This is a genomic window from Roseburia sp. AM23-20 (assembly GCF_003470905.1).
Taxonomy (GTDB): Bacteria; Bacillota; Clostridia; order Lachnospirales; family Lachnospiraceae; genus Roseburia; species Roseburia rectibacter.
Genome location: NZ_QRHS01000033.1, coordinates 1 through 26324 on the forward strand (window position 1 = coordinate 1; position 26324 = coordinate 26324).

Sequence of the window (26324 nt, forward strand, 5' to 3'; positions counted from 1 at the left end):
AAAAATGAAATCGGTCATATCATGCGAAAGTACAATGTGTTAGAATACAAAGGACCGGGAGATGAACTGTCGATAGACACCTTTTACAAAACACTTGGATATGCCTGCCTTTATAAAGGATATGGGAAAACAATCGATGAAATCCCGGCGGACGAACTGACCGTGTCATTGTTCCGTGAAGCATATCCAAGAGAACTGTTTTTTGAATTAGAACGAAAAGGATATGTACTGGAAGAAAAATATCCAGGTATTTATTACGTGAGCGGGAACATTTTATTCCCGGTGCAGATCGTGGTGATCAGCAGGTTGAACCGGACTATGCACAGCAGCCTAAGAATCTTATCTGCAAATGCCGATATAGAGGATATCAGGAAGTTTTTAGAACAGACAGAAAATATGAAGACACCGCGGGAGCGGAATAATATAGACGCAGTATTACAGGCAAGTGTCAGTGCGAATTATGAAATATATCAGAAGGTAAGGAGGGCGAATGGTATGTGCGAAGCATTACGGGAATTAATGAAAGATGAAATAGAGCAGGATGTAGCAAGAGGAGAAGCAAGAGGAGAAATGCGTGGCAGAGCGGAAGGAATTGTAGATACATGTTGTGATCTAGGGTTGCCAGAAGACGCTATTTTAGAGCGGTTGCAGAAAAAACTAAATATATCATTACAGACTGCCCAGGAATATCTCCAAACCTTTGGAAAACAGATCGTAAAAAATTAACGAACGTCAGGAAAATCAAAAACATATGAACTATCAGCAAAAAGATTTAGTGAGAATAGCAAAACGGGAAAACAATACCAAAAGAGGTTATCTGGTAGTAGATCCACTGCAGGGAAAACATGTTCCGGTAGAACCTTCGAAAGCACTGAATTTATTTAAAAGTCTTGCAGAGAAGCTTCAGGGAAAATATGAAGGCGAGAGGCTGCTTTTGATCGGTTTTGCAGAAACCGCGACAGCAATCGGTGCACAGGCTGCGATCACATTGGGGACAAAGTATATCCAGACAACGCGGGAAGTGATACCGGATGTCAGCTATTTGTTTTTCTCAGAGGCGCACAGCCATGCGACTGAGCAAAAATTAGTAAAAGATGATATTGACCGTGTGATCAATGAGACAGACAGAATCGTATTTGTGGAGGATGAAGTGACCACGGGTAATACGATTATGAATATCATCAGAATCATACGAAGGGAATATCAGAGAAAGATAAAATTTGCAGTTGCTTCGCTGTTAAATGGAATGACCGAAGAATATTTAAAAATCTATAGGGAGGAAGAAATAGAACTTCATTATCTGGTAAAAACGGATCATTCCGGATACAGTGCGATTGCAGAGAAATATCATTGTGATGGTTTATCTATTCGTGCAATACAAGAGGATCACACGCAGGAAAAATTAGCGGTCAGCATACAGGACAAAATCTGGAATGAACTACCACACATCATATCAATTCCGGGATGGATGAATGCGAGACGTTTCGTTGATGCAAAACAGTATGAGACTGCATGCAAAAAACTTGCGGAAACTGTAATCGCGGAAACGAGTGTGAAACAGGGTGAGCGCGTACTTGTGATCGGCACGGAAGAGTTTATGTATCCCGCACTTCTGACAGGTCAGGAAATAGAAAAAATAGGATGTGATGTCCGCTGCCATTCTACGACTAGAAGTCCGATCGCGGTCAGTACCGAGGAAGAGTATCCACTGCATTGCAGATATGAACTGTGCAGTTTATATGATCCGGAACGAAAGACTTTTATTTATGATCTGGAAAACTATGACAGGGTTATCGTTATGACGGATTCGGCATTAGCGTCGTTAAAAGGATTAGAAACGCTGATTTACGCACTTCGGATGAAAAATGAAAATATATCTGTGATCCGTTGGTATTAAAGAGGGCACAGGAATAAGGGCATAATGTGAAAATAAAATTTTTCCCATACGAAATTTGTGTCTCAGCAGCAAACATGCGATGTAATGGAAAGCAGGAAAGAATGGAGACAAGATTAAATGAGAAGTTCATACCGGGATGAGGACGTGACTCTTCTGTTAAAAGATATCACCGGCATGGTGCAGCCACAGCCGACCGAAGAGAGAGAAAAACTGATACAGGCGGGAAAACATTACAGTGAAATGCTGCCGGTCGAATATGTCCCGACAGAAAAATATATGCAGGTGTACCGGGAAGCGTTGAAAAATTATGCAAAACCGGTAGCACTTGCTGTCGGAAGACTTGCAGATAAGATCGTTGAAAAAAAGGGACAGGGCATTGTGCTCGTCTCACTGGCTCGCGCCGGTATTCCAATCGGAATTTTAGTCAAAAGATATATTGCAAAAAAATATCAGGTCAATGTACCGCATTATTCCATTTCCATTATCCGCGGCAGAGGGATTGATGACAATGCGATGAAATATCTGTTAAGCCGGTATGAACCGGGAAAGTTATTGTTCGTGGACGGATGGATCGGAAAGGGCGCGATTTTAAATGAATTAAAAAAAGATCTTGTGCAGTATGAAGGCGTGTCATCCGATATCGCAGTCATAGCAGATCCTGCTAATGTGACAGAACTGTGTGGCACGCACGATGATATTTTAATACCGAGTTCCTGTCTTAACAGCACTGTGTCAGGACTGATCAGCAGGACATTCTTAAGGAGTGATATCATTGGAAAAGATGATTTCCATGGAGCCGTCTATTACGGAGAATTAAAAGATTCGGATCTGTCCTATGAATTTATCCATACGATCGAGAACGAGTTTGAGATGGATGTGGAAAAAGAAAATAAGTGTGTGGAAAGCTCTGGTATTGACGAGGTAAAACAGATTGCAAAGACATTTGATATTGATGATATCAATCTGATCAAACCGGGAATCGGAGAGGCGACAAGAGTATTGCTGCGAAGAGTTCCATGGAAGATCCTGATTGATGAGAGGTACAAGGGAGATCCTCAGCTTGGACATCTGGTGAGATTAGCTGAGGAAAAAAATGTGTCGATCCAGTATTATCCGATGAAACATTATAAATGCTGCGGTATCATTAAAAAAATGTCAGATATATAAAAAATACTGCCGGTTTCCAGGAAAATTTATTTGCATACGTCAGTTTGGTCTCGTCATGCCAAAGAAATTTATGTATACATCAGTCTGGTCTGTCATGCCAAAGAAATTCGTGCATACATAAGTTTAGTCTGTTATGCCAAAGACCTCTGCAAGAAATAAGATTTTTTCTGCCCAGTTATGGTGGGTCTTGTATTCGTTCATGCGTTCACCCGCAAGATTTCCGGAGACAAGCGAGTCTGATTTTTTATCCCAGTTTAAAATTGCTTTTGCATCGTTAAAATCTGATCTTGTAACCTGATAAACTTTGTTTACGACAGAAATCTGATTTGGATGAATGACTGTTTTTCCGGTAAAGCCGCAGAGTTTATCATCTTTTAGTTCCTGAATCAGGCCATTTTCCCAATTATACCCGGAATAATATTCCCATACCGGTCCGGAAACGACGTAGTCCATGCCGTAAACAGTTATGATATCAGAAAAAATATCAGCGACAGGTCTGATCCGGTGAATGGACTCGTCACAATGACGGCGGAATCCAAACATGTGACACAGATCATTTCCTCCGACACGGATATTTAAAACGAGATCTTCCACATGGGAAAGCCTGTCTTTCAGATCATACAGGATATCGATACGGTGCCGCAGGTCAATGATAGAAGAACTCTCATAGATCGGCATCATATATAATTTCCTGGAAGCCTGTTCGTTAGCCCGGATCATTTCTTCTATATAAGAGCTGGCGTTGTCAGTAGTAAATTTCGGTATGATATAACCGGTGATCACCTTTATGCTTTCCCCAAAAGCCTTCGTTAAACGTTCAATCTGGCCGGCATTGCGGACACGGATAAAGATTTTCGGAAGGTAAAAAGGATGATCCTGAAAACTTTCAAATATCTGATGGATGGAAGAGATAAGATCCTGCTCTGCTTCTGTTACATAGTTGTCATTGATCGTATCTTCAAGGCATAAAGCCAGAGAATATTTAGTTCCAAATTTTTCATGAATCACAGAGTCGGCAATCGTTTTTTTATTGGCGGGACAATAGAGCAGTGCACCGACACTGTAATAAATAATATCGTTTTTCAATTTGTAAAAATCCCCCTGAGTGTATAAAAACTCTTCAAAATAACACAAGTTTAACAACAGATTGCAAATTGAATTATAGCATTAATATAGGCAAAAAGATAGATAGATTCGATGCCGGACGTTTTCTTGAAAACAGGATGCCGGTATGCTATACTTTTAGAAGATTCTATAATAAGGAAGGAAACGTATGAGTAACAGTGGCAAAAAGATACGTCTGTCATTTAATTCTCCGGTGATTTTGGGATTTACAATTATCTGCTTTATCGTGTTGATTTTGGATAAATTGACAGGAAGTGCATCCACGCGGACATTTTTCAGTGTCTACCGGTCATCGTTAGCAAGTCCGTTCACATACATCCGGTTTTTTGGACATGTATTCGGACATGCCAGCTGGGATCATTTCTTTGGAAATATTATGATGTTACTGGTTGTAGGACCGCTTTTGGAAGAAAAATACGGTTCGGCAAATATTCTCTTTGTGATTTTAGCGACAGCGCTGGTAACGGGTGTGATCAATTTCATATTTTTCCCACATGTCCAGCTCCTTGGGGCAAGCGGTGTTGTATTTGCGTTCATATTACTCGCATCTTTAACAAGTATTGAGGAGGAAAAAATCCCGCTGACCTTTATTCTGGTTGCGCTGATCTATATCGGGCAGCAGGTGTATGATGGCATATTTATCCGGGATAATGTTTCAAATCTGACACATATTTTGGGTGGTATTGTCGGTTCAGGTCTTGGCTATGTGATGAATAAAAACAAAATGAACAGATATTGAAGGTGAGAATGCGCTATGTTAGAACATAAAAAGATTCGCAGCCTTGATGATTACTTTGTCGATCTCGATAGCAGACAAAGCAGAGAGGTGTATTTTTACCGGATCAATGGATACACGGAAAAAATCGGTGATTTTATAAAAAAATATTATGACACGGCAAGAAGAAAGGGCGTGGTGATCGAAGGGAAAATCCCTAATCCGGATGAGCAGAATCTTGCGTATTATTCGGAAATTATGGGTATGGATTTTCGGATGGATCCGTCATTTATAACCGCTGGGTTAAAGAAATGGCTGCCGCGTATGAACGATCTGCAAAGGAAGAATGTGGCAGATTCGATTTATGACTCGCTTGATTCCATGAGACGGAATGGAAAAACAGAGAATATGCAAAAAAATGCATATATCAAATTTATGTGCTGGCTGTATTACAAATTTGAGCGGATTGTAAACCAGCTTGGGGCAAATGAACTGCCCAAGATCCTTTATGAGGGGGATATCAGTAATTACGAGCTGATGCTGATATCAATCCTGTCAAATGCAGGGTGTGATGTGGTGTTGCTGCAGTATCACGGTGATGCAGGGTACCTTAAGTCAGATCCGGATTCCGTTTTATCGGACGATCTAAAAATGGAGGGGATGACAGCTTTCCCGGAAGAATACTGCTTAAAGAAAGTCCGTGAAGCGATACAAAATGATTTTGAAAAAGAACGGCTGTATGGAAATCTTCCTTCTGTCAATAACTGTACTAATGCCTGGATCAGCGGAAAAGGATTTGAAGATATCAAAAAAAGTGTGTTGAGCAGAGGGACAGATTCCCGTTTCTTTTATAATTGTTTTTACCGGATCAATGGAGCAGAGGACAAGCTGACTTATGCAAACGAATTGTTTCAGCTGCAGCTTGAACTGAAAAATGCCAGACGAAAGACTGTGATCGTAAATGGAGAGATTGAAAGACCGACACCGGATGAGATCGCAGATATCCGGCGAGGAAACTATGCAAAGATAGATCAGCTTGTCATGGATCTTTCCGCAAATATTAAATATCCGGCAAATATGGAACTGCAGAAGATCATGCATAAAACATTTGTTGATATTCTTCTTGCAGAATTTAGCAAAGAAGGCGATAATTTAAACAGGCTCACCAGTAAGGCGGTATATCTGTTGTGCTGGCTAAAGAGATATCTGCCGTCTTTATTTTCTGACTGGAAGATGCCGGAAATCGGATGTTTTATTCACATGGGTGGTTGTCAGAATGAAAATGAGGCACTGTTTCTTAAGTTTTTAGCAAGACTGCCGGTTGATGTGGTGATCCTGTGCCCGAACCGGAATGTACCTTGTCAGCTTACAGATCCTTTGCTGTATGAACTGAATTATGAGGAAAGTCTTACCATGGAAAGGTTTCCGGAAGAAAATTCACAGGTTAAAATGGGAACAGTGGCATATCATGCGGAGAGAGAACTGGATACATTAATGTATCAGGACACCGGAATGTACCGGAATCAGCAGTATGGAAAGGCGAATATCATCAGCCTGCAGACCATGTATGAAGAAATAAAGATCCTGTGGGATCAGGAGCTGAAGTACCGGCCGGATTTTAGTGTGGTCGATGGTGTGGTCAACATACCGGTTATTTTTGCAAAGGTTTCCGGTGTAAAAGATGGACAGACGGATCATTACTGGACATCAGTAAAAGAATTGGTTACGGAAGATACCATTGTGATAAAAAAGGCGCCTTATATAGAGCCGATGGCACCGAATCCGATGAAAATGTATGCTGCCGAATTTTTTAAGAATGGAAAATTGCAGCGAAATAAGATCAAAGCACATCCGAAATATCCGTATGGTATCCTGAGAGAAGATATACAGGAAATGATTCTCGATAAGATGCAGCTTTTGATCAATCAGAAAATGATAAAGGGAATCGGGGAAAATGGCATGGAATATACAGTCATTGCGCAGATTTTAAATCTGCCAAAGGATATTGTAAGACTGATCCAGAAATTTGATCTTACCCGGAAAAATCCGAAAATGATCTACATTAATACATCGGAGACGGTAATTTCGTTAGAGGATTCGATCCTGACAGCATTTTTACATCTGATTGGATTTGATATCGTATTTTTTGTACCGACAGGATATCAGAGTATTGAAAAATATTTTAACGGGCAACTAATGGAAGAACACCAGATCGGGGAATATAAATATGATCTGCAAGTCCCTGACCTGAATAGTATTTCATTTGGCAGTACACGCTACACTTGGCGGGAGAAATTTTTTAAGAGAGGTAATTAGTGCGAAAAATCAGATTTTTCACACGCAGAAATGGAGGAATAGTATGGGACTTGATTTTAGCAAAACAATGACTGCGGAAGCACCGGCAGCCACAGCAGTTCCGGACACAAAGGATGAGATCGCTGTTGTGGAACAATATGATATTGTTGCCGACAGGGAAAAAATGAACTCAGAACTGGTCAATTCTGATGAAGTTGACCGGATCGTCAGTACGATCGAGATCAATAATCTTGAGACAATCGTCACATTTGGAGCAGAGGTGGCAGAGGAGATTTCAAAGGCTTCGGATGTTGTGTTAAACAGTATGAATATGTCACAGTTAGACGATACCAGCGAAATGTTAAAAACGTTAGCAAAGATCATGGATCAGTTTGATATCGATGAGATCAAAGAAAATCCGGGACTGTTTGGAAAATTATTTGGAAATATGAAAAAACAGCTTGACAAGATTCTTGCAAAATACCACACAATGGGCGAAGAAGTCGATAAGATCTACGTTCAGCTCAAAGGCTATGAGTCGGAGATCAAACAGTCAAACCGTAAATTAAATACGATGTTTGAGGCAAATGTAAATTATTATCATGAACTCGTGAAATATATTCTTGCCGGCGAGCAGGCATGCAAAGAAATCGAAGCATATATTGCGAAAAGACAGCAGGATATGGAGACTACTGGAGACGAGTCGATCCGGTTTGAACTTACCAGTTTAAATCAGGCATTGATGATGATGGAGCAGCGTACACAGGATCTTCGAACAGCAGAGAATGTTGCAATGCAGTCCATTCCGATGATCAAAACGATGGAATTCAGCAATTATAATCTGGTCAGAAAAATTAATTCCGCATTTATCGTGACGCTTCCTGTATTTAAACAGGCACTTGCACAGGCAATTCTGCTGAAACGCCAGCGCATTCAGGCGGAGGCAATGTCAGCTCTTGATAAGAAGACGAATGAGATGCTTATTAAGAATGCACAGAATACGGTAGAGGTTTCTAAGGCTACTGCTAAGATGGCATCTGGAAGCTCTATTCAGATTGAGACACTTGAAACGACCTGGAGAACGATTACGAGCGGTATTGAAGAAACCAGAAGAATTCAAGAAGACTCCAGAAAGAAACGTGTGGAAGATCAGGCAAGGCTTGAGGCAATCAAGGCGGACTTCAACAGACAGTATCATATGCCGCCGGCAAACAAGTAAGTTATTTGAAATAACTATAGATTCATTTATTCTAAGGAGGTAATACTATGCCAATTAATTTATCAAAAGGACAGAAAGTAGATTTAACAAAAGGAAATCCGGGACTGAAAAATATCATGGTTGGTCTTGGCTGGGATGTCAATGCATATGATTCAGGTGCAGATTTTGACCTGGATGCAGCAGCATTTATGTTAGGCGCAGATGGAAAATGCCCGACAGATAAAGAGTTTGTATTTTATGGAAACCTGGTTCATCCAAGTGAGTCTGTAAAACATATGGGCGATAACTTAACCGGAGAGGGAGAAGGCGATGACGAACAGGTCCAGATCGATCTTTCCAAAGTACCGGCAAACATTGAGCGAATCGCTTTTACCGTAACCATCTATGAGGCAGAGGCAAGACGCCAGAATTTTGGACAGGTATCCAATGCGTTTATCCGTCTGGTGGATGAGACAACCGGAAAAGAAATGATCCGTTATGACTTGGGAGAGGATTTCTCCATTGAGACAGCAGTCGTTGTCGGTGAATTATACAGACATAACGGAGAATGGAAATTTAACGCAATTGGAAGTGGTTTCCAGGGCGGACTCGCAGCACTTTGCGGACACTATGGAATTGAAGTGGCATAAGGGAGGAAAACAAGGAGTAAAATCCTCTGCTCCTGCAATGGCAGTCGCATTTTGCTCCGCAAAACAAGGAGGATTGTAATGTCAATTAGTTTACAGAAAGGACAGAAGGTCAGTCTGTCAAAAGATAACGCAGGATTGTCAAAGATTATTGTCGGTCTTGGATGGGATGAAGTGCAGCAGTCTTCATCCGGAGGTGGATTCTTAAGTGCTTTATTCGGGGGCGGATCAAAGCAGCAGCCGATCGACTGTGATGCATCCGCACTGATGTTAAAGAATGGAAAACTGGTGGATAAATCAGACATCGTTTATTTTGGTAATTTGCACCATAAATCAGGTACCGTAAATCATCAGGGAGACAACCTGACAGGAGCCGGTGATGGAGATGACGAGCAGATCGTGATCGACCTTGCAAAAGTACCACAGGAGTATGACAAAATCGTAATCGTTGTAAATATTTATCAGGCGGTTCAGAGACATCAGCATTTTGGCATGATTGAGAATGCATTTATCCGTTTAGTTGATGCAAGAAATAATAATGAAATGTGCAAGTACAATCTGACCGAAAATTATTCCGGTATGACGGCAATGATATTTGGAGAAGTGTACAGACATAACGGAGAATGGAAGTTCAGTGCTGTTGGTCAGGGGACAAATGACCCTGGACTTGGCGAACTGAGCAGAAGATTTGTATAAATAGACTTGATACTTTAGAGGAGGTTAATTACCCAAAATGAGTAACATAAATAAAGAAGAGCTGATGAGAGGTCTGTCAGACTCACAGGTAAACAAGAGCAAACAGGATTTTGGAACAAATGCTCTTGCAAAAAAAGAGACAGAATCACTGTGGTCAATGTTCATCGGAGCATTTGATGACATTTGGATCAAAGTATTATGTGCAGCACTGGTCATGAAAATCGTTATTTCCGTTATCGGTGTATTTGTACCGGCATTAGCGGGAGAAAATGATGTTGTTGAGATCATAAGTATTGTTTTGGCAATTGCGCTTGCAACCGGCTTCAGTACTTTATCGGAATACCGCAACAGTTCGAGAAGTGAGGCATTGCAGGAAGAGTATAACAAGACTTATGCAAAAGTCGTGAGAAATGGAAAACTGGTCAATATCCTTACCAGTGAGATCGTAAAAGGTGATACGATCCTGGTTCAGGCAGGAGATAAAGTACCTACGGATGGTGTGTTATTTGAAGGACACATCAAAGTTTCCCAGGCTGCGTTAAATGGTGAGTCAAGAGACGAGAATAAAACGGCTGCTGACAATCTTGATGAGGCTGAATCGACAGATTATGCATCTGCTAACAAAGTATTTATGGGATCGGTAGTGACCTCTGGCGAAGGTTATATGGTCGCAACAGTGATCGGTGATGCATCCGAGCTTGGAAAGATCAACAAGGCTCTGACGGATGACAATGAAGAGGATGAGAGAAAAGATACTTCAAGCCTGAAACTGGAAGTGGTAGCTGCCGGTATCGGTAAACTTGGTGTATCTGCGGCTGCCATTGCGGGCGTATTAGATGTTGTACTGAATCTGATTCGTACGGACGAACCGATCACAGTTGTTTTTGTTCTGCTTCTGGTCGCAGAGGCAGTCATGCTGATGGCGTCCATCGTTATCATGGCGGTGCCGGAAGGTCTTCCGATGATGAACAGTCTGGTGCAGTCCATGAACACAGAGTCCATGTACAAGAAAAATATTCTTGTCAGTCATAAGGCAGCGTTTTCGGATTCTGCATACATGAATGTCTTATTCAGTGATAAAACAGGAACCATCACACAGGGTAATTTATCATTGGTGGAATTTATCACCGGTGATGGTAAAATCGTGGATCATATTCCTAATCAGGAATTTATTGAAGCGATCACATTAAATAACCTTGCAAAAATATCTGAAGGAAAACCGATCGGAAGCAACAACATGGACAGGGCTCTTTTAGGATATGCATTAGAGCACGGTTATGATGATTCAAAAAATGATCCGGATAAAGTTGCTGATATCAGCGGATTTGATTCTGAGAAGAAATGTGCGACTGTTACACTGAAAAACGGACTGGTTTACTGGAAAGGTGCAACAGAAAATATCATCGGTAAAGTAACGCATTATATGCTTCCATCCGGTGAGGAAAAAGAGTTCACTTCTGCAGATAAAAAAGCCGTGGAAGATCAGATGCTCGCCCAGGCAAAGAGAACGATGAAATTGCTTTCTGTTGCCAAAATCGCAGATGGAAAAACAGTTCTGATGGCAGTGCTATGTTTAAGAGATAACGTAAGAACCGATGCGGTTGAGACCGTTGAGATTTTAAACAATGCCGGTATCCAGGTTGTTATGGTAACCGGTGATGCTGAGGAAACAGCAGTTGCCATCGCAAAAGAAGCCGGAATCTTAAAAGATGAGAAGAATGACGTTGTTCTTACCCATGAGGAATTAGAGCAGATGTCAGATGAAGAATTAAAGAAAAAACTTCCGAACCTTCGTGTGGTAAGCAGAGCAAAACCGCTTGATAAGAAGAGACTTGTCTCTATTTCACAGCAGCTTGATAATGTCTGCGGTATGACAGGAGACGGTGTCAATGATGCACCGGCATTAAAACAGGCAGATATCGGATTTGCCATGGGAGACGGTACAGCAGTTGCCCAGGAGGCAGGTGACGTTGTCATCTTAAATAACAGTCTGACATCCATTAAAGACTGCGTATTAAACAGTAGAACGATGTCTAAGTCAGTAGGTAAATTCCTGATCTTCCAGCTGACGGTAAATATCAGTACCCTTTTGATGAACATCATCGCACCGATCCTCGGATGGACAGAGCCGTTTTCCATTGTACAGATCTTATGGATCAACCTGATCATGGATACATTGGCAGCCATGGCATTTGGTGGAGAGCCGATCCTTGACCGTTACATGAATGAAAAACCGGCACTCAGAAAAGATAACATTTTAACAACTTATATCAAATCTGCGATCGGAACCAGTTCTGTATTTATTACACTCGGTTCGATCCTGATCCTGGAAAATATCGGTGGCATCACGGATTTTGTAACACCGGCAGGTTGTGCTGACCCGGAATTATATGAAAAAACATTTATGTTTGCGTTTTTCATTTATTCCATTATCTTTAACAGTTTAAATACCAGATCAGAGAAATTTAATGTATTTGAACACATCAGAGAAAATAAGAACTTTATCATTGTCATGGGTGCGATCTTTGTACTGCAGACCGTCATCATTGAGATCGGTGGTCAGGTGTTCAGCACAACAACACTTAATGCGAAAGCATTATTTGTTTCCGTGCTGTTAGCAGTGCTCATCATCCCGGTTGATATGGTAAGAAAAGCCATCGTTTCGAAAAAATGATTGTCTTTCATACTGATTTAGATAATACGATCATCTATTCCTATAAACATGACATCGGGATGCGGAAGCGAAATGTGGAATTCTATCAGGGGAGGGAAATATCCTACATCACAGAGGAAACATATCGTCTTTTGCAGCAGGTAAAAAATGAAATGCTGATTGTTCCAACGACCACAAGAACGTTGGAACAATATCAGCGCATCGACCTTGGAATTGGACAATTCCCCTATGCATTAGTCTGTAACGGCGGCGTTCTTCTGGTAGATGGTATGCGGGATGAAGCGTGGTATCAGGATTCCCTGCACCTTGTGTCGGATAGCAGGGATGAAATGAATCTTGCAATGGAACTGCTAGAAAAAGATCCACGCAGAAAATTCGAACTCCGGTATATTGAAAAGCTGTTTCTCTTTACAAAATGTAATGATCCCCAAACAGTTGTAAATGATTTAAAAACATCTCTCAATATAAAATATGCAGATGTCTTTTCCAACGGCGAAAAAGTATATGTAGTACCGCGTTCTCTGAATAAAGGAACGGCAATAGACCGCCTCAGACAGAAACTAAAACCGGAATTCGTGATTGCCGCCGGAGACAGCGCCTTTGATATCCCCATGATATTAACCGCCGACCGCGGACTTGTCCCACACGGATTCACACAAAAATATGAAATCCCCAAAACATCCGTAACCCGGAAAAAAATAGATGAGATGCATCCGAAAAAAATATTTTCAGATGCCCTATTAGAGCAATGTCTGAAAATAAAAACGGAGTCCGTTGCAAAAGGTATCATCCACCCAGGATGATGCCACTTGCAACAGACTCCGTTTTTACCTGTAAAGTTAAAATTCTAAAGAGGTTACAGCCTGGCAGCATGCAATACAGGTGCCCCCTCGCACAACGGAACAAAACGAGCCTCAGCTTCGCGCAACTTACCCCCGCAAAACTTCGTATCCCCCTCTTTTTGCACTTTAGTTTTCACGGATCTTCACTAATCCATACTCACACTGATTCCGCCTCTGCGTTCCGAAGGCTGAATAATCACCGTAACCGGACAATTCCCATGCCACTCAAACTGATAAGACTCACCGGAAGCCTGTCCGATAAATGTTTTCCAGGAGATATCTGCCGTCACCTGAGGATCACAGTGTCCATTTCCAACCCAGCATACAACAGCATCCGGATCCACAGAGAGCGTATCCTGAGACATCACGTTGCTTAAAACAATCGGGTTGCCGTTACAGAGCACGGCGACATATGCATCTTTTCCACGTGCAATCAGAGTGGAAGTTGCGAGACCTTTCTGGGAAAGCACACCGACACCGATAAAACGGACACTGTAATCACAATCCTGGGAGAAAGCGAGAATATTTTCGGATTCCACTGAGATAGTTTCCCCCTGCTCTAAGTGATAGACCACAACATGCTGACCATAATTTGCGTAATATGTAACAGAATCACCATTTAAAGTTACCTTCATAAGTGGGAGATTTTCTCCGGTCACTCTTCGTGCAAGCTGACCAAGCAGAGCCTGCCCGATATTATTCTGCGGTCCAAGCAAGACTTTTTCAAATTTGTAATTCTTTCCACCGGCATTTTCTCCGGCGATAAATGCACCTGCTTTTGTAAAGAGTACATCACTGCCAGTGCAGGTAACCTTTAAAGTAAGTTCGTTTACTGTTTCAAATGTTAACATAACAAATTTCCTCCAAAATATAATCCTTTGTTTAAATAACCTGAACGCCGTACAAACTGCACAGTCCTGCGAGATCTTTTGCCACGCCGTTTCCGATGGCATTAAATTTCCATGCGCCGTTATGCAGATACAGTTCACCGATCATCATGGATGTCACGTTCGTATAGTATTCATCCATTTTAAAGCTGACCAGCTCGGTGCCGGCAGGATCCATAATACGGATATACGCATCCTCAAGCATTCCGAAATTCAGATTTTTTTCAAATGCTTCATTGATCGTCAGCACAAATACGATTCTGGCAACGGAAGGATCTAATCTGGTAAAATCCACGGAAATGATCTCGCGGTCTGCGCCGCCGTCAGCGTGGAAAACCGTGCTGTGATCCGGGCTTTCGGTCTGCCCGTAAAAGACGAACCAGGAATCACCGATCACCTTGCCTGATGCACCGAGCAGAAATGCGGACACATCCACATCACAGGCAGGATTTTTGACATTCCATCCAAGACATGCCTTTATGGAAGTGAGTTTCCCGGAATTCTCCAGTGGTGTTTTCTGACCTTTTTGCACCATATGTACCAGTGGAGGTAAAGGTTTTGACGTCGGTGTGGATGCAGGGTGCATGGCAGTGTGTTGCATGGAAGAAGTCGTTCCGGAAGATGCTTTTGATGCAGTCTGAGATTGTGTGTGGTTGATCGAAGTGATGGTTCGTGTTGTTTTTGCCCCCTCAACTTTGCGTTCGTTGATGGAAAGAACGGTCTGCCTGGTGACGGGAGCAGAGGATCTCATTGGAATATCTACCATAATAAAAAAACCCCTTGTCATTTAGTAAAATAATAGAGTGTACGCTTTGCGGGCAATCTATTGTTATGAATTAATAAGTTTCTGGATTTCATTTTAAGTGATTCTGATAGAGGTGTCAAATGATAGCAATCATAGAAGATCCTTGTTATAATACAACAGAAAAGAAGAAAAAAGGGGACTTGTCCGAAAGCAAGATTTTCCCCACGCAGGAATGGAGAGTTTATGCAGATTTATGTGGATGCGGACGCCTGCCCGGTGGTAAGGATCATAGAAGAACTTGCAGGCAAATATGGAATACCGGTAACGCTGTTATGCGATACAAATCATGTCTTAGACTCGGATTACAGTGAGGTAAAGGTGATTGGAGCCGGTGCGGATGCAGTGGATTTTGCACTGGTCAATTTATGCCGGAAAGGAGATATCGTCGTGACGCAGGATTACGGGGTGGCGGCGATGGCACTTGGACGCGGTGCATTTGCCATCCATCAGTCCGGACGGTGGTATACGGATGATAACATTGACCGGATGCTGTTAGAGCGTCATATGAATAAAAAAGCAAGAAGGGCATCCGGGAAGAATCATTTGAAGGGGCCGAAAAAGAGAACCGCAGAGGATGATATGCATTTTCGGGAAAGTTTTGAAAAAATGATCCGAAAGGGAATGGAGAATATTAATGGTACAACATGAAAAGTTTTATTTAAATGGAACATGGCAGTTAAAAAAAGCAGATGAAACACTGCTTTGCCCGGTGGAAATCCCGGGATCAGTACTTTTCGGTCTGACAGAGCATGGTTTACTGGAAGATCCGTTTTACCGGATGAATGAGTACCCGGCGAGAGAGTTACTGAAAAACGATTTTATTTTTTCAAGGGAATTTGAACTGAAAAAAGAAGAGGGAAGAGTGTACACACTCTGCTGTGACGGAATCGACACAGTAGCAGATATTTTTATCAACGGCATACCGGTAAAGCATGTGGATAACATGCACTTGCGCTACCGGATTCTGTGTACAAATATACTGAAAAACGGGACAAACAGTATTGTAGTGAAAATTCATTCTGCAATCTCATATGTAAACGAACATGTATCCGCACCGGGAAAAGAGATCCATTATACGGCATGCGGGGCGATGGAAGGAAATCAGTACATCCGAAAAGCACATTCCATGTTTGGCTGGGACTGGGGCCCACAGTTACCGGATATGGGAATCTGGCGCGATATTTATATTGACAGTTATGAGAAAGCAGAACTCTCTGATCTGCATATCAGACAGGAACATATAGATGGAAAGGTTCTTCTGTCGGCAGAAGTAAAAGTGACGTTGCCGGAAAAGGCACAGAATGGGAAAATTGTGGAAGCGGAGCATCAGGTATCACCACAGAGTAAGGAAAGTCATGCTCAGACATTGGCAAAAAATGCAGAGACAGCAGATAGTCTTAAGGTAAAGATTACGCTTTGGACACCGGATGGAAAACAGCTTTCTTTTTCGGATGGAAAATGTCTGGTCGAAGATCCGGCACTTTGGTGGCCGAATGGATATGGTAAGCAACCGCTCTATACCGTGCGTGCGGAACTTTTTCTGGGCGGAGAATTTCTGGATGTAAAAGAGCTGCGCATTGGTCTGCGTACATTGACGGTCAGCCGGGAAAAGGATGCATGGGGTGAGGAGTTTGCATTTTGTGTCAATGGGGTAAAGATTTTTGCCAAGGGTGCGGATTATATCCCGGAGGACTGTATTTATTCAAAGATTACACCTGAGCGCATTTATGAATTGCTGGATATTGCGGTGGCGTGTCATTTTAACTGTATCCGTATCTGGGGTGGTGGATATTATCCGGCGGATGTTTTCTATGATTACTGTGATGAGCATGGTCTGATCGTATGGCAGGATTTTATGTATGCCTGCAATGTCTACGAACTTACGGATGCGTTGCGGGAGAGCATTATAGAAGAAACAAAAGATAATGTAAAAAGATTAAGACACCACGCAAGTCTTGGACTTTGGTGTGGCAACAATGAGATGGAATCAGCCTGGGATCACTGGGGTGGTTTTAATGATCATTCGGATGCATTAAAACAGGATTACCTGACAATGTTTGAAAAGCTGATCCCGGAAGCATTAAAGAGTGAAGATGATGCAACGTTTTACTGGCCTTCTTCCCCATCATCCGGCGGTAATTTTACGGACCCGGACAGCGATGATATCGGGGATCGTCATTACTGGGATGTATGGCATGGAGAAAAGCCGTTTTCTGACTATGAAAATTACTATTTTAGATTTTGCTCAGAATTTGGATTCCAGTCGTTCCCTTGTAAAAAAACCATCAATACCTTTACCCTGCCTGAGGATCGCAATATCTTTTCCGAAGTTATGGAGAGTCATCAGAAAAATGGTTCTGCAAATGCTAAAATTCTGCATTATATTGCGGAGAACTTTTTATATCCAAAAGATTTTGAGAGTCTGATCTATATCAGTCAGGTGCTGCAGGCAATCGCAATCAAAAGCGGTGTGGAACACTGGCGCAGAAACAGGGGACGCTGTATGGGTGCAATTTACTGGCAGTTAAATGATAACTGGCCGGTCGCATCCTGGGCAAGTATTGATTATTTTGGAAGATGGAAGGCACTGCAGTATTTTTCAAGACATTTTTATGCGGATGTACTCGGCAGCTTAAAGGTATCTGAAGATGCAGTCTATACGCCATATCTGCAAAATGAGACAATGCAGGAAGTATCGTCTGATGTCACGGTTTTCGTGAAAAATATGCTGGGGGAAGTTCTCTGGAAAAATTCGCAGCGTGCAGTATGTGAACCGTTGTCCGTGAAAGCAATGGGACCGGTTTCTTTGAAAGATGTGATAGAAGGCAGGGAAAGTGAAGTTTTTGTGGAGGCGGTATTTACACACTCCGATGGAACTTTGAGCCGTCAGGTTGAAATGCCAAAACCGTATAAACATATGCAGATCAAAAAAGCAGAGATTACTTTTGATGTAATGATAGAAGGCGATCTGCTGACGGTGCGGTTAAAATCAGATGCTCCGGCATTTTTCGTTTCAGTGGAGAGTAATGTGGATCTGGTCTGGTCGGATAATTTTATGCATCTGACCGGAAAAGAACCTTATGAGATTACGGCTGTTTTGCCGGAGGGGGCAGAAGGCGTGCCTAAGATCCGGGTACGGTCACTGTGCGATTCATGGGAAGTGGAAGAATAACTCTAAAACAGAACAGCTTTACACCTTCTTATACAAGTGTTATCATAAAATTAGTTAGAAATAACTAACATATGAAAAACATTTTAAAGAAGGTAGAATTCTATGGAAGTATATTGTTTTGGAGAGAAAGAAAAACCGGTTATTTTCCTTTTCCCGGGAACCTGTTGTCACTGGAAAGGAAATTTTGGAAAAGTGATAGAGCCGTTAGAAGAATATTTTCAGGTGGCATGTGTTTCCTATGATGGATTTGATGAGACGGAGCAGACAGAGTTTCCAACGATGACAGAGGAAACAGAAAAGATAGAGCAGTACATAAAGAAAGAATTTGACGGACATATCTGTGCTGCGTATGGCTGTTCGCTGGGTGGTTCCTTTGTCGGACTGCTCGCAGCACGCGGAAACATCCATATGGATTATGGTATTTTAGGCGGTTCTGATTTAGACCAGTCCGGAAAACTCTGGGCAAAGCTGATGACGAAATTGATGATGCCGGTTTTTTATCCGTTTATCACGAAAGGAGAGATAAAAATTCCTTTCATGAAAAAGAAAATGGACAGGATGATGGCGGAAGAAAATGGTTATATCAGGGCATTTATGGATATGATAAAGACTCCGGATGTCGATATGAGCCGCGTTACAAAAAAGACTGTTGAAAACCAGTTTTACTCTGATCTGATCACGCCGCTGCCGGATCAGATTGATCCGGCCGGGACTCAGATACATATTTTATATGCCCTTAAAATGGGCGAAAAATACCGTGCACGTTATACAAAGCATTTTGCAAGACCGATCCTGCATGAGTTAGATCTACAGCACGAAGAGCTGCTTGCAGTTTACCCGGATGAGTGGGTAAAAGTGATCGCAGAGATTTGTGGCAGAAAAACGGGAGACAGTGCAGACAGATTTAAAGTTGAGAAAAACTGATGGGACGGGAAAAAGTTGTACGGGAGAGGGAACACTCACCATGTATGAGGTATTTCCCGGTGTGATTCTTTCGTACAATGACTTTCATATGGCATATTATGACTCCGAGTATCAGCCTGACCGGTCATTATTTTGCATCGATCACTGCCGGGAAGGACGCCTTGAGTACACTGCTTAGATGAAGCGACCGCAAGCCTTGATCCGGAAAATGAACATTTGATACAGTCTGCGATCACGGAACTGACAAAAGGGAAAACAATTATTATCATTGCACATCGTCTGGCAACGATCGAGCAGGCAGACCAGATTTTAGTGGTGGATGACGGAAGCATTGCTGAGTGCGGAACGCATGAAGAACTTGTGGCAAGAAAAGGAAAGTACCAGGATTTCGTAAAAATCAGGGAGCGTGCAGAAGGATGGCGTCTGGAAAAATAAATGAGAAAACATCTCACTTTTTCATATTGCAATTTTAAAATACGTTCGTTATACTAAATAATAGTTAGATACAACTAACAATAGTGTAAATCATGCAGACCAGAAAAAGTGACGCGGGTGGAAGCGCGGACATTTTTGAATATCACAGGGGGAATCAGACACCCCTGCCCGGAATCCGAAAGTTGCTACCTTTCAGATTCCGGTAAGATCGTCTGCGAATGAGGAAAAGGAGACAGCGGGAATGAATTATTTAGAGATTGAAAAAGTAATCGGAAGAGAGATTTTAGACTCCAGAGGTAATCCTACCGTGGAAGCTGAAGTATATTTGGTGGACGGTACCATTGGAAGGGGAATGGCACCAAGCGGTGCATCGACCGGAGAATTTGAAGCATTAGAGCTTCGCGACGGCGATAAGTCGAGATATCTTGGCAAAGGCGTTACCAAGGCAGTTGAAAATATTAATACAATTATCAATGATACAATCGTTGGAATGGATGCCAGCGACATTTATGCAGTGGATGCAGCGATGATCGCAGCAGACGGAACAAAGGATAAATCAAAACTGGGAGCAAATGCGATCTTAGCAGTGTCGATTGCAGCGGCACGTGCAGCTTCCATCTCACTTGATATTCCGCTTTACCGTTTCTTAGGCGGCATTTCAGGCAACCGTCTGCCAGTTCCTATGATGAATATTTTAAATGGTGGTGCACATGCAGCAAACACGGTAGACGTGCAGGAGTTCATGATCATGCCGGTCGGTGCACCGAGTTTTAAGGAGGCGCTCCGCTGGTGTGCGGAAGTGTTCCACGCACTTGCTACATTGTTAAAGAGCAAAGGACTTGCAACTTCTGTCGGTGATGAAGGTGGTTTTGCACCGGATCTTGCATCTGATGAAGAGGCAATCGAGTACATATTAGATGCTGTGAAAAATGCAGGATACGAGCCGGGCAGAGATTTCAGAATTGCAATGGATGCAGCTTCCTCCGAGTGGAAGAGCGAGAAAGGAAAAGGATTTTATAAACTGCCAAAGGCGGGCACCGAATTTACTTCTGCAGAACTGATCGAGCACTGGAAGAAACTGGTTGAAAAATACCCGATCATTTCCATCGAGGATGCACTTGACGAGGAAGACTGGGATGGCTGGAAACTTCTGACCAAAGAACTTGGCGGTAAGGTACAGCTTGTCGGAGACGATTTATTTGTAACCAATACAGAGCGCCTGAAAAAAGGTATCGACAATGGCTGTGGCAATGCCATTCTGATCAAGTTAAATCAGATCGGTTCCGTATCCGAGACTTTAGAGGCAATCAAGATGGCTCATAAAGCAGGTTATACGGCAATTTCTTCCCACCGTTCCGGTGAGACGGAAGACACCACGATCGCAGATCTTGCTGTGGCATTAAATACCTGTCAGATCAAGACCGGTGCACCGAGCAGAACGGAGCGTGTTACAAAATACAACCAGCTTCTCCGCATTGAGGAGGAACTTGGAAGTGCAGCAGTGTATCCGGGAATGGGTGCATTTAATGTAAAATAAGAAATTTATTCATATTATAATTTATTTTCTCCTCTGTATCATGGAAAGGACGCGAAAGGTCAGGGATGGCTTTTGGCGTTCTTTTTATTCCAATTCTCTTATTGAAAAACACTCTCAATTACAACCCCTGCAATCGCTTGTATTCAAAAATAAATAGCGGTATAATATTTTTACAATATCCTACTAAAATACTAGGAAATAAAAATGTGAAAGAAAGGGGTATGATTGATGGATAGATCAATGTTAAAGATAAAAGATCTGACTGTGGGTGTGGAGGACAAAGAACTGCTGCACCATGTCAATCTGGAGATAAAACGTGGTGAGACGCATGTGCTGATGGGACCGAATGGAGCCGGAAAATCGACACTTGGCTATGTGCTGATGGGCAATCCGAAATATCAAGTTAAAGGGGGAATCATTGAATTCCTCGGAAAAGATATCACAGAGGAACCGGCGGATAAGAGAGCGCAGGACGGAATTTTCCTGTCATTTCAGGAGCCACTCGAAGTACCGGGACTGGCACTGGATTCCTTTTTAAATAATGCAGTGCGCAAACGGCGGGGAGATAAAGTGCGGATCTGGACATTTATGAAAGAAGTGGATGCTGCAATGAAGATTTTGCAGATGGATGAGTCCTATAAAAGCCGTGCATTAAACGTTGGATTTTCTGGTGGAGAGAAAAAGAAAACGGAGATTTTACAGATGATGCTGTTAAAACCAGAACTTGCAATTTTGGACGAAACAGATTCCGGACTGGATGTGGATGCGGTACGTCTCGTTTCGGCAGGCATTGAGGAATACCGGAAAAATAATGACAAAGGACTATTGATCATCACACACAGCACCAGGATCTTAGAGCATCTGCACGTGGATTATACACATATCATGGTGGATGGGCAGATTGTTGCGACCGGGGATGGAAGCCTGGTGGACAAGATCAACCGCGAAGGATATAAAGACTATCTGGCGTAAAAATAAATTATGGTCAGCAGGAATAAAGATAGTGTGAAAAATAAGCTGCGATATAATCTGAAAACAGTGTGAAAAGTAAGCTGCAATAGAGCAGAAAACAGTGCAAAAAATAAACCGTGATAGAAATGAGGATGATCATGAAAGAAAAAACTTATGTAGCGGATATCGACCGCACGATTTATGATATCCGGAATGATGATAAAGATGCATACCATATGGAAGCGGGACTGACGGAAGAGATCGTGCGTAAAATTTCAGATGAAAAAGATGATCCGGTGTGGATGCGTGAGTTCCGGATGAAATCACTTCAGATTTACAGACAGATGAAAATCCCGGACTGGGGACCACCGATCGACGGACTTGATATGGATCACATTGAGACTTATGTGCGGCCGAAAACACAGATGCGCGGAAAATGGTCGGAAGTGCCGGGAGAGATCAAAGATACGTTTGAACGACTTGGAATACCGGAAGCGGAGCGAAAATCATTGGCAGGTGTCGGAGCGCAGTATGATTCTGAGATGGTCTACCATCATGTGAAAGCGGAAGTGGAAGCACAGGGAGTTGTATACAGTGACATTGAGAGTGCGATGAAGGGCGAATATGCCGACATGATCCGCAGACATTTTATGAAACTGGTCAAACCGAATGACCACAAATTTGCGGCACTGCACGGAGCCGTCTGGTCTGGAGGATCGTTTGTCTATGTGCCACCCGGAGTGTCCTTAGACTTCCCATTGCAGTCATATTTCAGACCGAATGCACCGGGAGCAGGACAGTTTGAACATACGCTGATCATCGTGGATGAAGGCGCATATCTGCATTTTATCGAAGGGTGTTCTGCACCGCGTTATAATTTGGCAAACCTGCATGCAGGATGTGTGGAATTATTTGTTCATAAAAATGCAAAGCTGCGTTATTCTACGATCGAGAACTGGTCAAAAAATATGTACAACCTGAATACGAAACGTGCGTTAGTCGAGGAGGGCGGAACGATCGAGTGGGTGTCAGGTTCTTTTGGTTCCCATACGTCGTATCTTTATCCGATGAGTATTTTAAATGGAAAAGGTGCACACATGGAATTTACCGGCATCACGTTTGCCGGTAAAGGGCAGAACCTTGATACCGGTGCAAAAGTAGTGCAGAACGCGCCGGATACTTCTTCCTGCATCAATACAAAATCAATCTCAAAAGATGGAGGAATCAGTACATTCCGCAGTTCTGTAGTCATTGGAAAAGAAGCGAAAAACAGTAAGGCGGCAGTATCCTGTGAATCTCTTATGCTGGATGGTATTTCAAGATCAGATACAATCCCGGCAATGGATATCAAAACCGCTATGGCGGATGTCGGGCATGAAGCAAAAATCGGCAGGATCAGTGATGACGCAGTTTTTTATCTGATGTCACGCGGCATCAGTGAGCAGGAGGCACGCTCAATGATCGTCAGCGGATTTGCGGATGATGTATCGAAAGAACTGCCACTGGAATATGCACTGGAAATGAACAATCTGATCCAGCTTGAGATGGAAGGGAGCATAGGCTGATGGAAAAAGAATGGATTATAAATGAGCTTCCGGCAAAGACATGGAACTGGCTTAAGATGAATGAATCACAGGTTACGGCAGTTACAGATGCCATCCCATGCATACCGCAAGTTGGGGTGGAGACTTCGGATAATAGTAACGGAAAGCTGCCGGAGGGTGTAAGTTTTGAAAAAAGGGAAATAAAAAAAGGAATCAAAACCGGAATGGGAGCGCAGATATCAGAACTGGGCAGTCAGGATATGGCAGATACACTTCGGATCGAAGAAAATGTACAGATAAAAAGTCCGGTTGTTATTTCATATCAGTATGATGCAGAAAAAAATTACTTTAACCGCATGCAGATTATAGCTGAAAAAGACAGCGAAATAGAAGTCATTTTTATATTTTCCTCTGATAAAAATAGCAGTGGGACAGTGATACACCAGTTACTGGTTGATGCGAAAGAGGGAGCAAAAGTAAAAATATATGCCGCACAGCTTTTAGGTAAAAATGCATGTGCCCTGCTTGATATCGGCGGTGCATGCGAAAAAGATACATCGGTGGAACTGCTTCAGATGCAGCTTGGTGCAAAAGATCTGTATGCGGGATGTCAGATGGAACTTGCCGGTGCACACAGTACATTTCGGGCAGACATTGGATATCTTGCGGATGGGAATGACCGTTATGACATGAACTATGTGGCAAGACATATTGGGAAAAAGACAGAAAGCCAGATGGATGCAAACGGCATTTTAAAAGGAAATGCAAAAAAACTGTTCCGCGGAACGATTGATTTTATCACAGGATGTGCCGGTGCGAAAGGTGCGGAGAGCGAGGATGTGCTTTTGATCGATGAGGGTGTCGAAAATCAGACAATACCATTGATTCTCTGTGGGGAAGAAGATGTGGAAGGAAGCCACGGTGCGACGATCGGAAGACTTGATGAGCAGATGCTCTTTTATTTAGCAAGCAGAGGGTTCGACAGCGAAGAGGCAAAACGTCTTGTGGCGCGTGCAAGGGTTGATGCACTCTGTGCAAAAATCCCGTCAGAGGAGATACAAAAAGAAATCCAGATGATGCTGGATGCACAATGATCGCAAACAGCATCCGGATATGGAAGGAGGATGATAAAGATGCCTGATTATAAAAAAGATTTTCCACTGTTAAGAGACAATCAGCTGGTATATTTAGATAATGCTGCAACCGCACAGCGACCGGAAAAGGTACTTTTGGCAGAGCAGGAATTTTATGAAAAATACAATGCAAATCCCCTGCGGGGACTTTATTCGCTTGGTCTTGCAGCGACAGAACAGTATGAGTCTGCAAGGGAAAAGGTGCGTGATTTTATTCATGCAAAAAGTGAACGGGAGATCATTTTTACCAGAAATACGACGGAGAGTATCAATCTTGTGGCATACAGCTATGGACTTTCCAATTTAAAAACAGGGGATGAGATCCTTGTCACAATTATGGAACATCACAGCAATCTGCTTCCATGGCAGATGGTGGCGGAAAGGACAGGTGCAAAACTTGTTTATCTGGATTGTGAACAGGACGGAAGCCTTACAGATGAGGCAATTTCAAATGCCATCGGTGAAAAAACAAAGTTTGCAGCGATAGGACTGGTCTCAAATGTCCTTGGCAGACGAAATCCGGTGAAAAAAATCATAAAAATGGTGCATGAAAAAGGCGGTGTGGTGTTAGTGGATGCCGCACAGGCAGTTTTGCATGAAAATGTGGATGTCACGGCGATGGACGCTGACTTTCTTGCATTTTCCGGTCATAAAATGATGGCGCCGATGGGAATCGGTGTGCTTTACGGGAAAGAAGCACTGTTAGAGGAAATGCCGCCATTTTTAACAGGTGGAGAGATGATCGAGACGGTGACAAGAACTGGGGCAGTTTACGCTGAACTGCCACATAAATTTGAAGCTGGAACGGTCAATGGGGCAGGAGCCGCCGGACTTGCGGCAGCTATTGATTATATGAATGACATCGGAATGGATACGATTCAAAAGCGGGAAGAAAAGCTGACAAAAATGTTATTTGATGGCATGGATCAGATTCCGTATGTGCATATCTTAGGAAGCAGCAAACCGGAGGAACATGGTGGTATTTTAAGTTTTGTGATAGATGGTGTACATCCGCACGATATTGCTTCTATTTTAGATGACAGTCAGATTGCAGTCCGTGCAGGACACCACTGCGCACAGCCGTTGTTAAAACATCTCGGTGTGCCGTCATCTGCGCGTGTCAGTCTGGCATTTTATAATGACAAAAAAGATATCGAACGTTTCTTAGACTGTCTTGCCGGCGTTCGAAGGAGGATGGGATATGGAGAGTAGAAGTTTTTACAATACGATTCTGACAGAGCACAACTTACATCCGCTGCATAAGCAGGTTTTAAAGGATGCAAATTTTGCATTAGAAGGTGTGAATCCAAGCTGTGGAGATGATATTGTACTTCAGCTTAAGGTGGAAGATGGAAAAATAACGGATGGCGCATTTGCCGGAAGCGGGTGTGCTGTTTCACAGGCTTCTGCGGACATGATGCTTGATCTTATCATCGGAAGAACAAAAGAGGAGGCACTGGAACTTTCGGATATATTTTTAAAAATGATTCATGATGAAGCGACACCGGAGGAAATTGACAGACTTGAGGAGGCATCCTCGCTTCAGGATATCTCTCATATGCCTGCCCGTGTAAAATGTGCGGTGCTTGGCTGGCACACGATGGAAGAAATGTTAAATGATAAATAATCTCACTTATTCGTGCGCCATCTTCTTCTGACAGGGGTATAATATAAACAATT

Annotated in this window: 22 protein-coding genes and 1 pseudogene; 20 read left to right on the forward strand and 3 right to left on the reverse strand. The window is 42.7% G+C overall.

What is annotated here, in order from left to right; translation table 11 throughout:
- The 3 genes from DW650_RS17540 to DW650_RS17550 all read left to right on the forward strand — a co-directional run.
- Window positions 1-726, forward strand: a 726-nt coding sequence (locus DW650_RS17540) for a hypothetical protein (RefSeq protein WP_243103013.1), incomplete at its 5' end; no start/stop codon positions are given.
- Between the two features lie 25 nt (window positions 727-751).
- Window positions 752-1897, forward strand: coding sequence for a phosphoribosyltransferase domain-containing protein (locus tag DW650_RS17545; protein WP_118210215.1), 1146 nt, complete (start codon window positions 752-754; stop codon window positions 1895-1897).
- A gap of 117 nt (window positions 1898-2014) precedes the next feature.
- The gene (locus DW650_RS17550) at window positions 2015-3064 is read left to right on the forward strand and encodes a cysteine protease StiP family protein (protein ID WP_118210216.1); all 1050 of its coding nucleotides are present in this window, start codon (window positions 2015-2017) and stop codon (window positions 3062-3064) included.
- A gap of 123 nt (window positions 3065-3187) precedes the next feature.
- Here the strand turns inward: DW650_RS17550 and DW650_RS17555 are convergent, their stop codons facing one another.
- Window positions 3188-4150 carry an HpcH/HpaI aldolase/citrate lyase family protein gene (locus DW650_RS17555; protein WP_118210217.1) on the reverse strand — a complete coding sequence of 321 codons (963 nt, stop codon included), beginning with the start codon at window positions 4148-4150 and terminating at the stop codon, window positions 3188-3190.
- A 187-nt stretch (window positions 4151-4337) separates the two neighbouring features.
- Between DW650_RS17555 and DW650_RS17560 the strand changes: the two genes are divergently transcribed.
- The 7 genes from DW650_RS17560 to DW650_RS17590 all read left to right on the forward strand — a co-directional run bounded on the left by DW650_RS17560 (window position 4338) and on the right by DW650_RS17590 (window position 13217).
- Window positions 4338-4928 carry a rhomboid family intramembrane serine protease gene (locus DW650_RS17560; RefSeq protein WP_118210218.1) on the forward strand — a complete coding sequence of 197 codons (591 nt, stop codon included), beginning with the start codon at window positions 4338-4340 and terminating at the stop codon, window positions 4926-4928.
- Window positions 4929-4943: 15 nt separating this feature from the next.
- A complete protein-coding gene (locus DW650_RS17565; RefSeq protein WP_118210219.1) occupies window positions 4944-7220 on the forward strand; it encodes a YceG family protein in 2277 nt (758 codons plus the stop codon).
- Between the two features lie 43 nt (window positions 7221-7263).
- Entirely contained in the window at window positions 7264-8418 is a 1155-nt protein-coding gene (locus tag DW650_RS17570) for a toxic anion resistance protein (protein WP_118210220.1), read from the forward strand.
- A gap of 47 nt (window positions 8419-8465) precedes the next feature.
- A complete protein-coding gene (locus DW650_RS17575) occupies window positions 8466-9047 on the forward strand; it encodes a TerD family protein (protein ID WP_118210221.1) in 582 nt (193 codons plus the stop codon).
- 78 nt (window positions 9048-9125) lie between these two features.
- Window positions 9126-9740, forward strand: coding sequence for a TerD family protein (locus DW650_RS17580; protein WP_015522113.1), 615 nt, complete (start codon window positions 9126-9128; stop codon window positions 9738-9740).
- Window positions 9741-9777: 37 nt separating this feature from the next.
- A complete protein-coding gene (locus DW650_RS17585) occupies window positions 9778-12414 on the forward strand; it encodes a cation-translocating P-type ATPase (RefSeq protein WP_118210222.1) in 2637 nt (878 codons plus the stop codon).
- Window positions 12411-13217, forward strand: coding sequence for an HAD family hydrolase (locus DW650_RS17590; protein ID WP_118210223.1), 807 nt, complete (start codon window positions 12411-12413; stop codon window positions 13215-13217). The genes DW650_RS17585 and DW650_RS17590 overlap by 4 nt, the downstream gene beginning before the upstream one ends.
- A gap of 185 nt (window positions 13218-13402) precedes the next feature.
- On the opposite strand, the gene DW650_RS17595 is transcribed toward DW650_RS17590, so the two are convergent.
- Window positions 13403-14107, reverse strand: coding sequence for an AIM24 family protein (locus DW650_RS17595; protein WP_118210224.1), 705 nt, complete (start codon window positions 14105-14107; stop codon window positions 13403-13405).
- Between the two features lie 31 nt (window positions 14108-14138).
- Entirely contained in the window at window positions 14139-14909 is a 771-nt protein-coding gene (locus DW650_RS17600) for a TerD family protein (RefSeq protein ID WP_118210225.1), read from the reverse strand.
- Window positions 14910-15131: 222 nt separating this feature from the next.
- On the opposite strand from DW650_RS17600, the gene DW650_RS17605 reads away from it, so the two are divergent.
- From DW650_RS17605 to sufU, 10 genes and pseudogenes are all read left to right on the forward strand, one after another.
- Entirely contained in the window at window positions 15132-15596 is a 465-nt protein-coding gene (locus DW650_RS17605; protein WP_118210226.1) for a YaiI/YqxD family protein, read from the forward strand.
- Window positions 15583-18120 carry a glycoside hydrolase family 2 protein gene (locus DW650_RS17610; RefSeq protein ID WP_118210227.1) on the forward strand — a complete coding sequence of 846 codons (2538 nt, stop codon included), beginning with the start codon at window positions 15583-15585 and terminating at the stop codon, window positions 18118-18120. Before DW650_RS17605 ends, DW650_RS17610 begins: the two co-directional genes overlap by 14 nt.
- A 102-nt stretch (window positions 18121-18222) precedes the next feature.
- Window positions 18223-19044 (forward strand): alpha/beta hydrolase, encoded by an 822-nt coding sequence (locus tag DW650_RS17615; protein ID WP_118210228.1) that lies wholly within the window; start codon window positions 18223-18225, stop codon window positions 19042-19044.
- 174 nt (window positions 19045-19218) lie between these two features.
- A pseudogene (locus DW650_RS17625) lies at window positions 19219-19479 on the forward strand (ABC transporter ATP-binding protein); the annotation flags it as partial.
- Window positions 19480-19720: 241 nt separating this feature from the next.
- A complete protein-coding gene (eno, locus tag DW650_RS17630; RefSeq protein WP_118210229.1) occupies window positions 19721-21016 on the forward strand; it encodes a phosphopyruvate hydratase in 1296 nt (431 codons plus the stop codon).
- Window positions 21017-21244: 228 nt separating this feature from the next.
- Complete coding sequence (sufC, locus tag DW650_RS17635) at window positions 21245-21988, forward strand: Fe-S cluster assembly ATPase SufC (protein WP_186899303.1); 744 nt, start codon at window positions 21245-21247, stop codon at window positions 21986-21988.
- A gap of 137 nt (window positions 21989-22125) precedes the next feature.
- On the forward strand, window positions 22126-23532 hold the full coding sequence (gene sufB / locus DW650_RS17640; RefSeq protein WP_118210230.1) for a Fe-S cluster assembly protein SufB: 1407 nt from the start codon (window positions 22126-22128) through the stop codon (window positions 23530-23532).
- Window positions 23532-24605, forward strand: a complete 1074-nt coding sequence (locus tag DW650_RS17645) for a SufB/SufD family protein (RefSeq protein ID WP_118210231.1) — start codon at window positions 23532-23534, stop codon at window positions 24603-24605. The genes sufB and DW650_RS17645 overlap by 1 nt, the downstream gene beginning before the upstream one ends.
- Before the next feature lie 39 nt (window positions 24606-24644).
- Window positions 24645-25856, forward strand: a complete 1212-nt coding sequence (locus tag DW650_RS17650; RefSeq protein WP_118210232.1) for an aminotransferase class V-fold PLP-dependent enzyme — start codon at window positions 24645-24647, stop codon at window positions 25854-25856.
- The gene (sufU, locus tag DW650_RS17655) at window positions 25846-26271 is read left to right on the forward strand and encodes a Fe-S cluster assembly sulfur transfer protein SufU (RefSeq protein ID WP_118210233.1); all 426 of its coding nucleotides are present in this window, start codon (window positions 25846-25848) and stop codon (window positions 26269-26271) included. The genes DW650_RS17650 and sufU overlap by 11 nt, the downstream gene beginning before the upstream one ends.
- Window positions 26272-26324 lie beyond the last annotated feature (53 nt).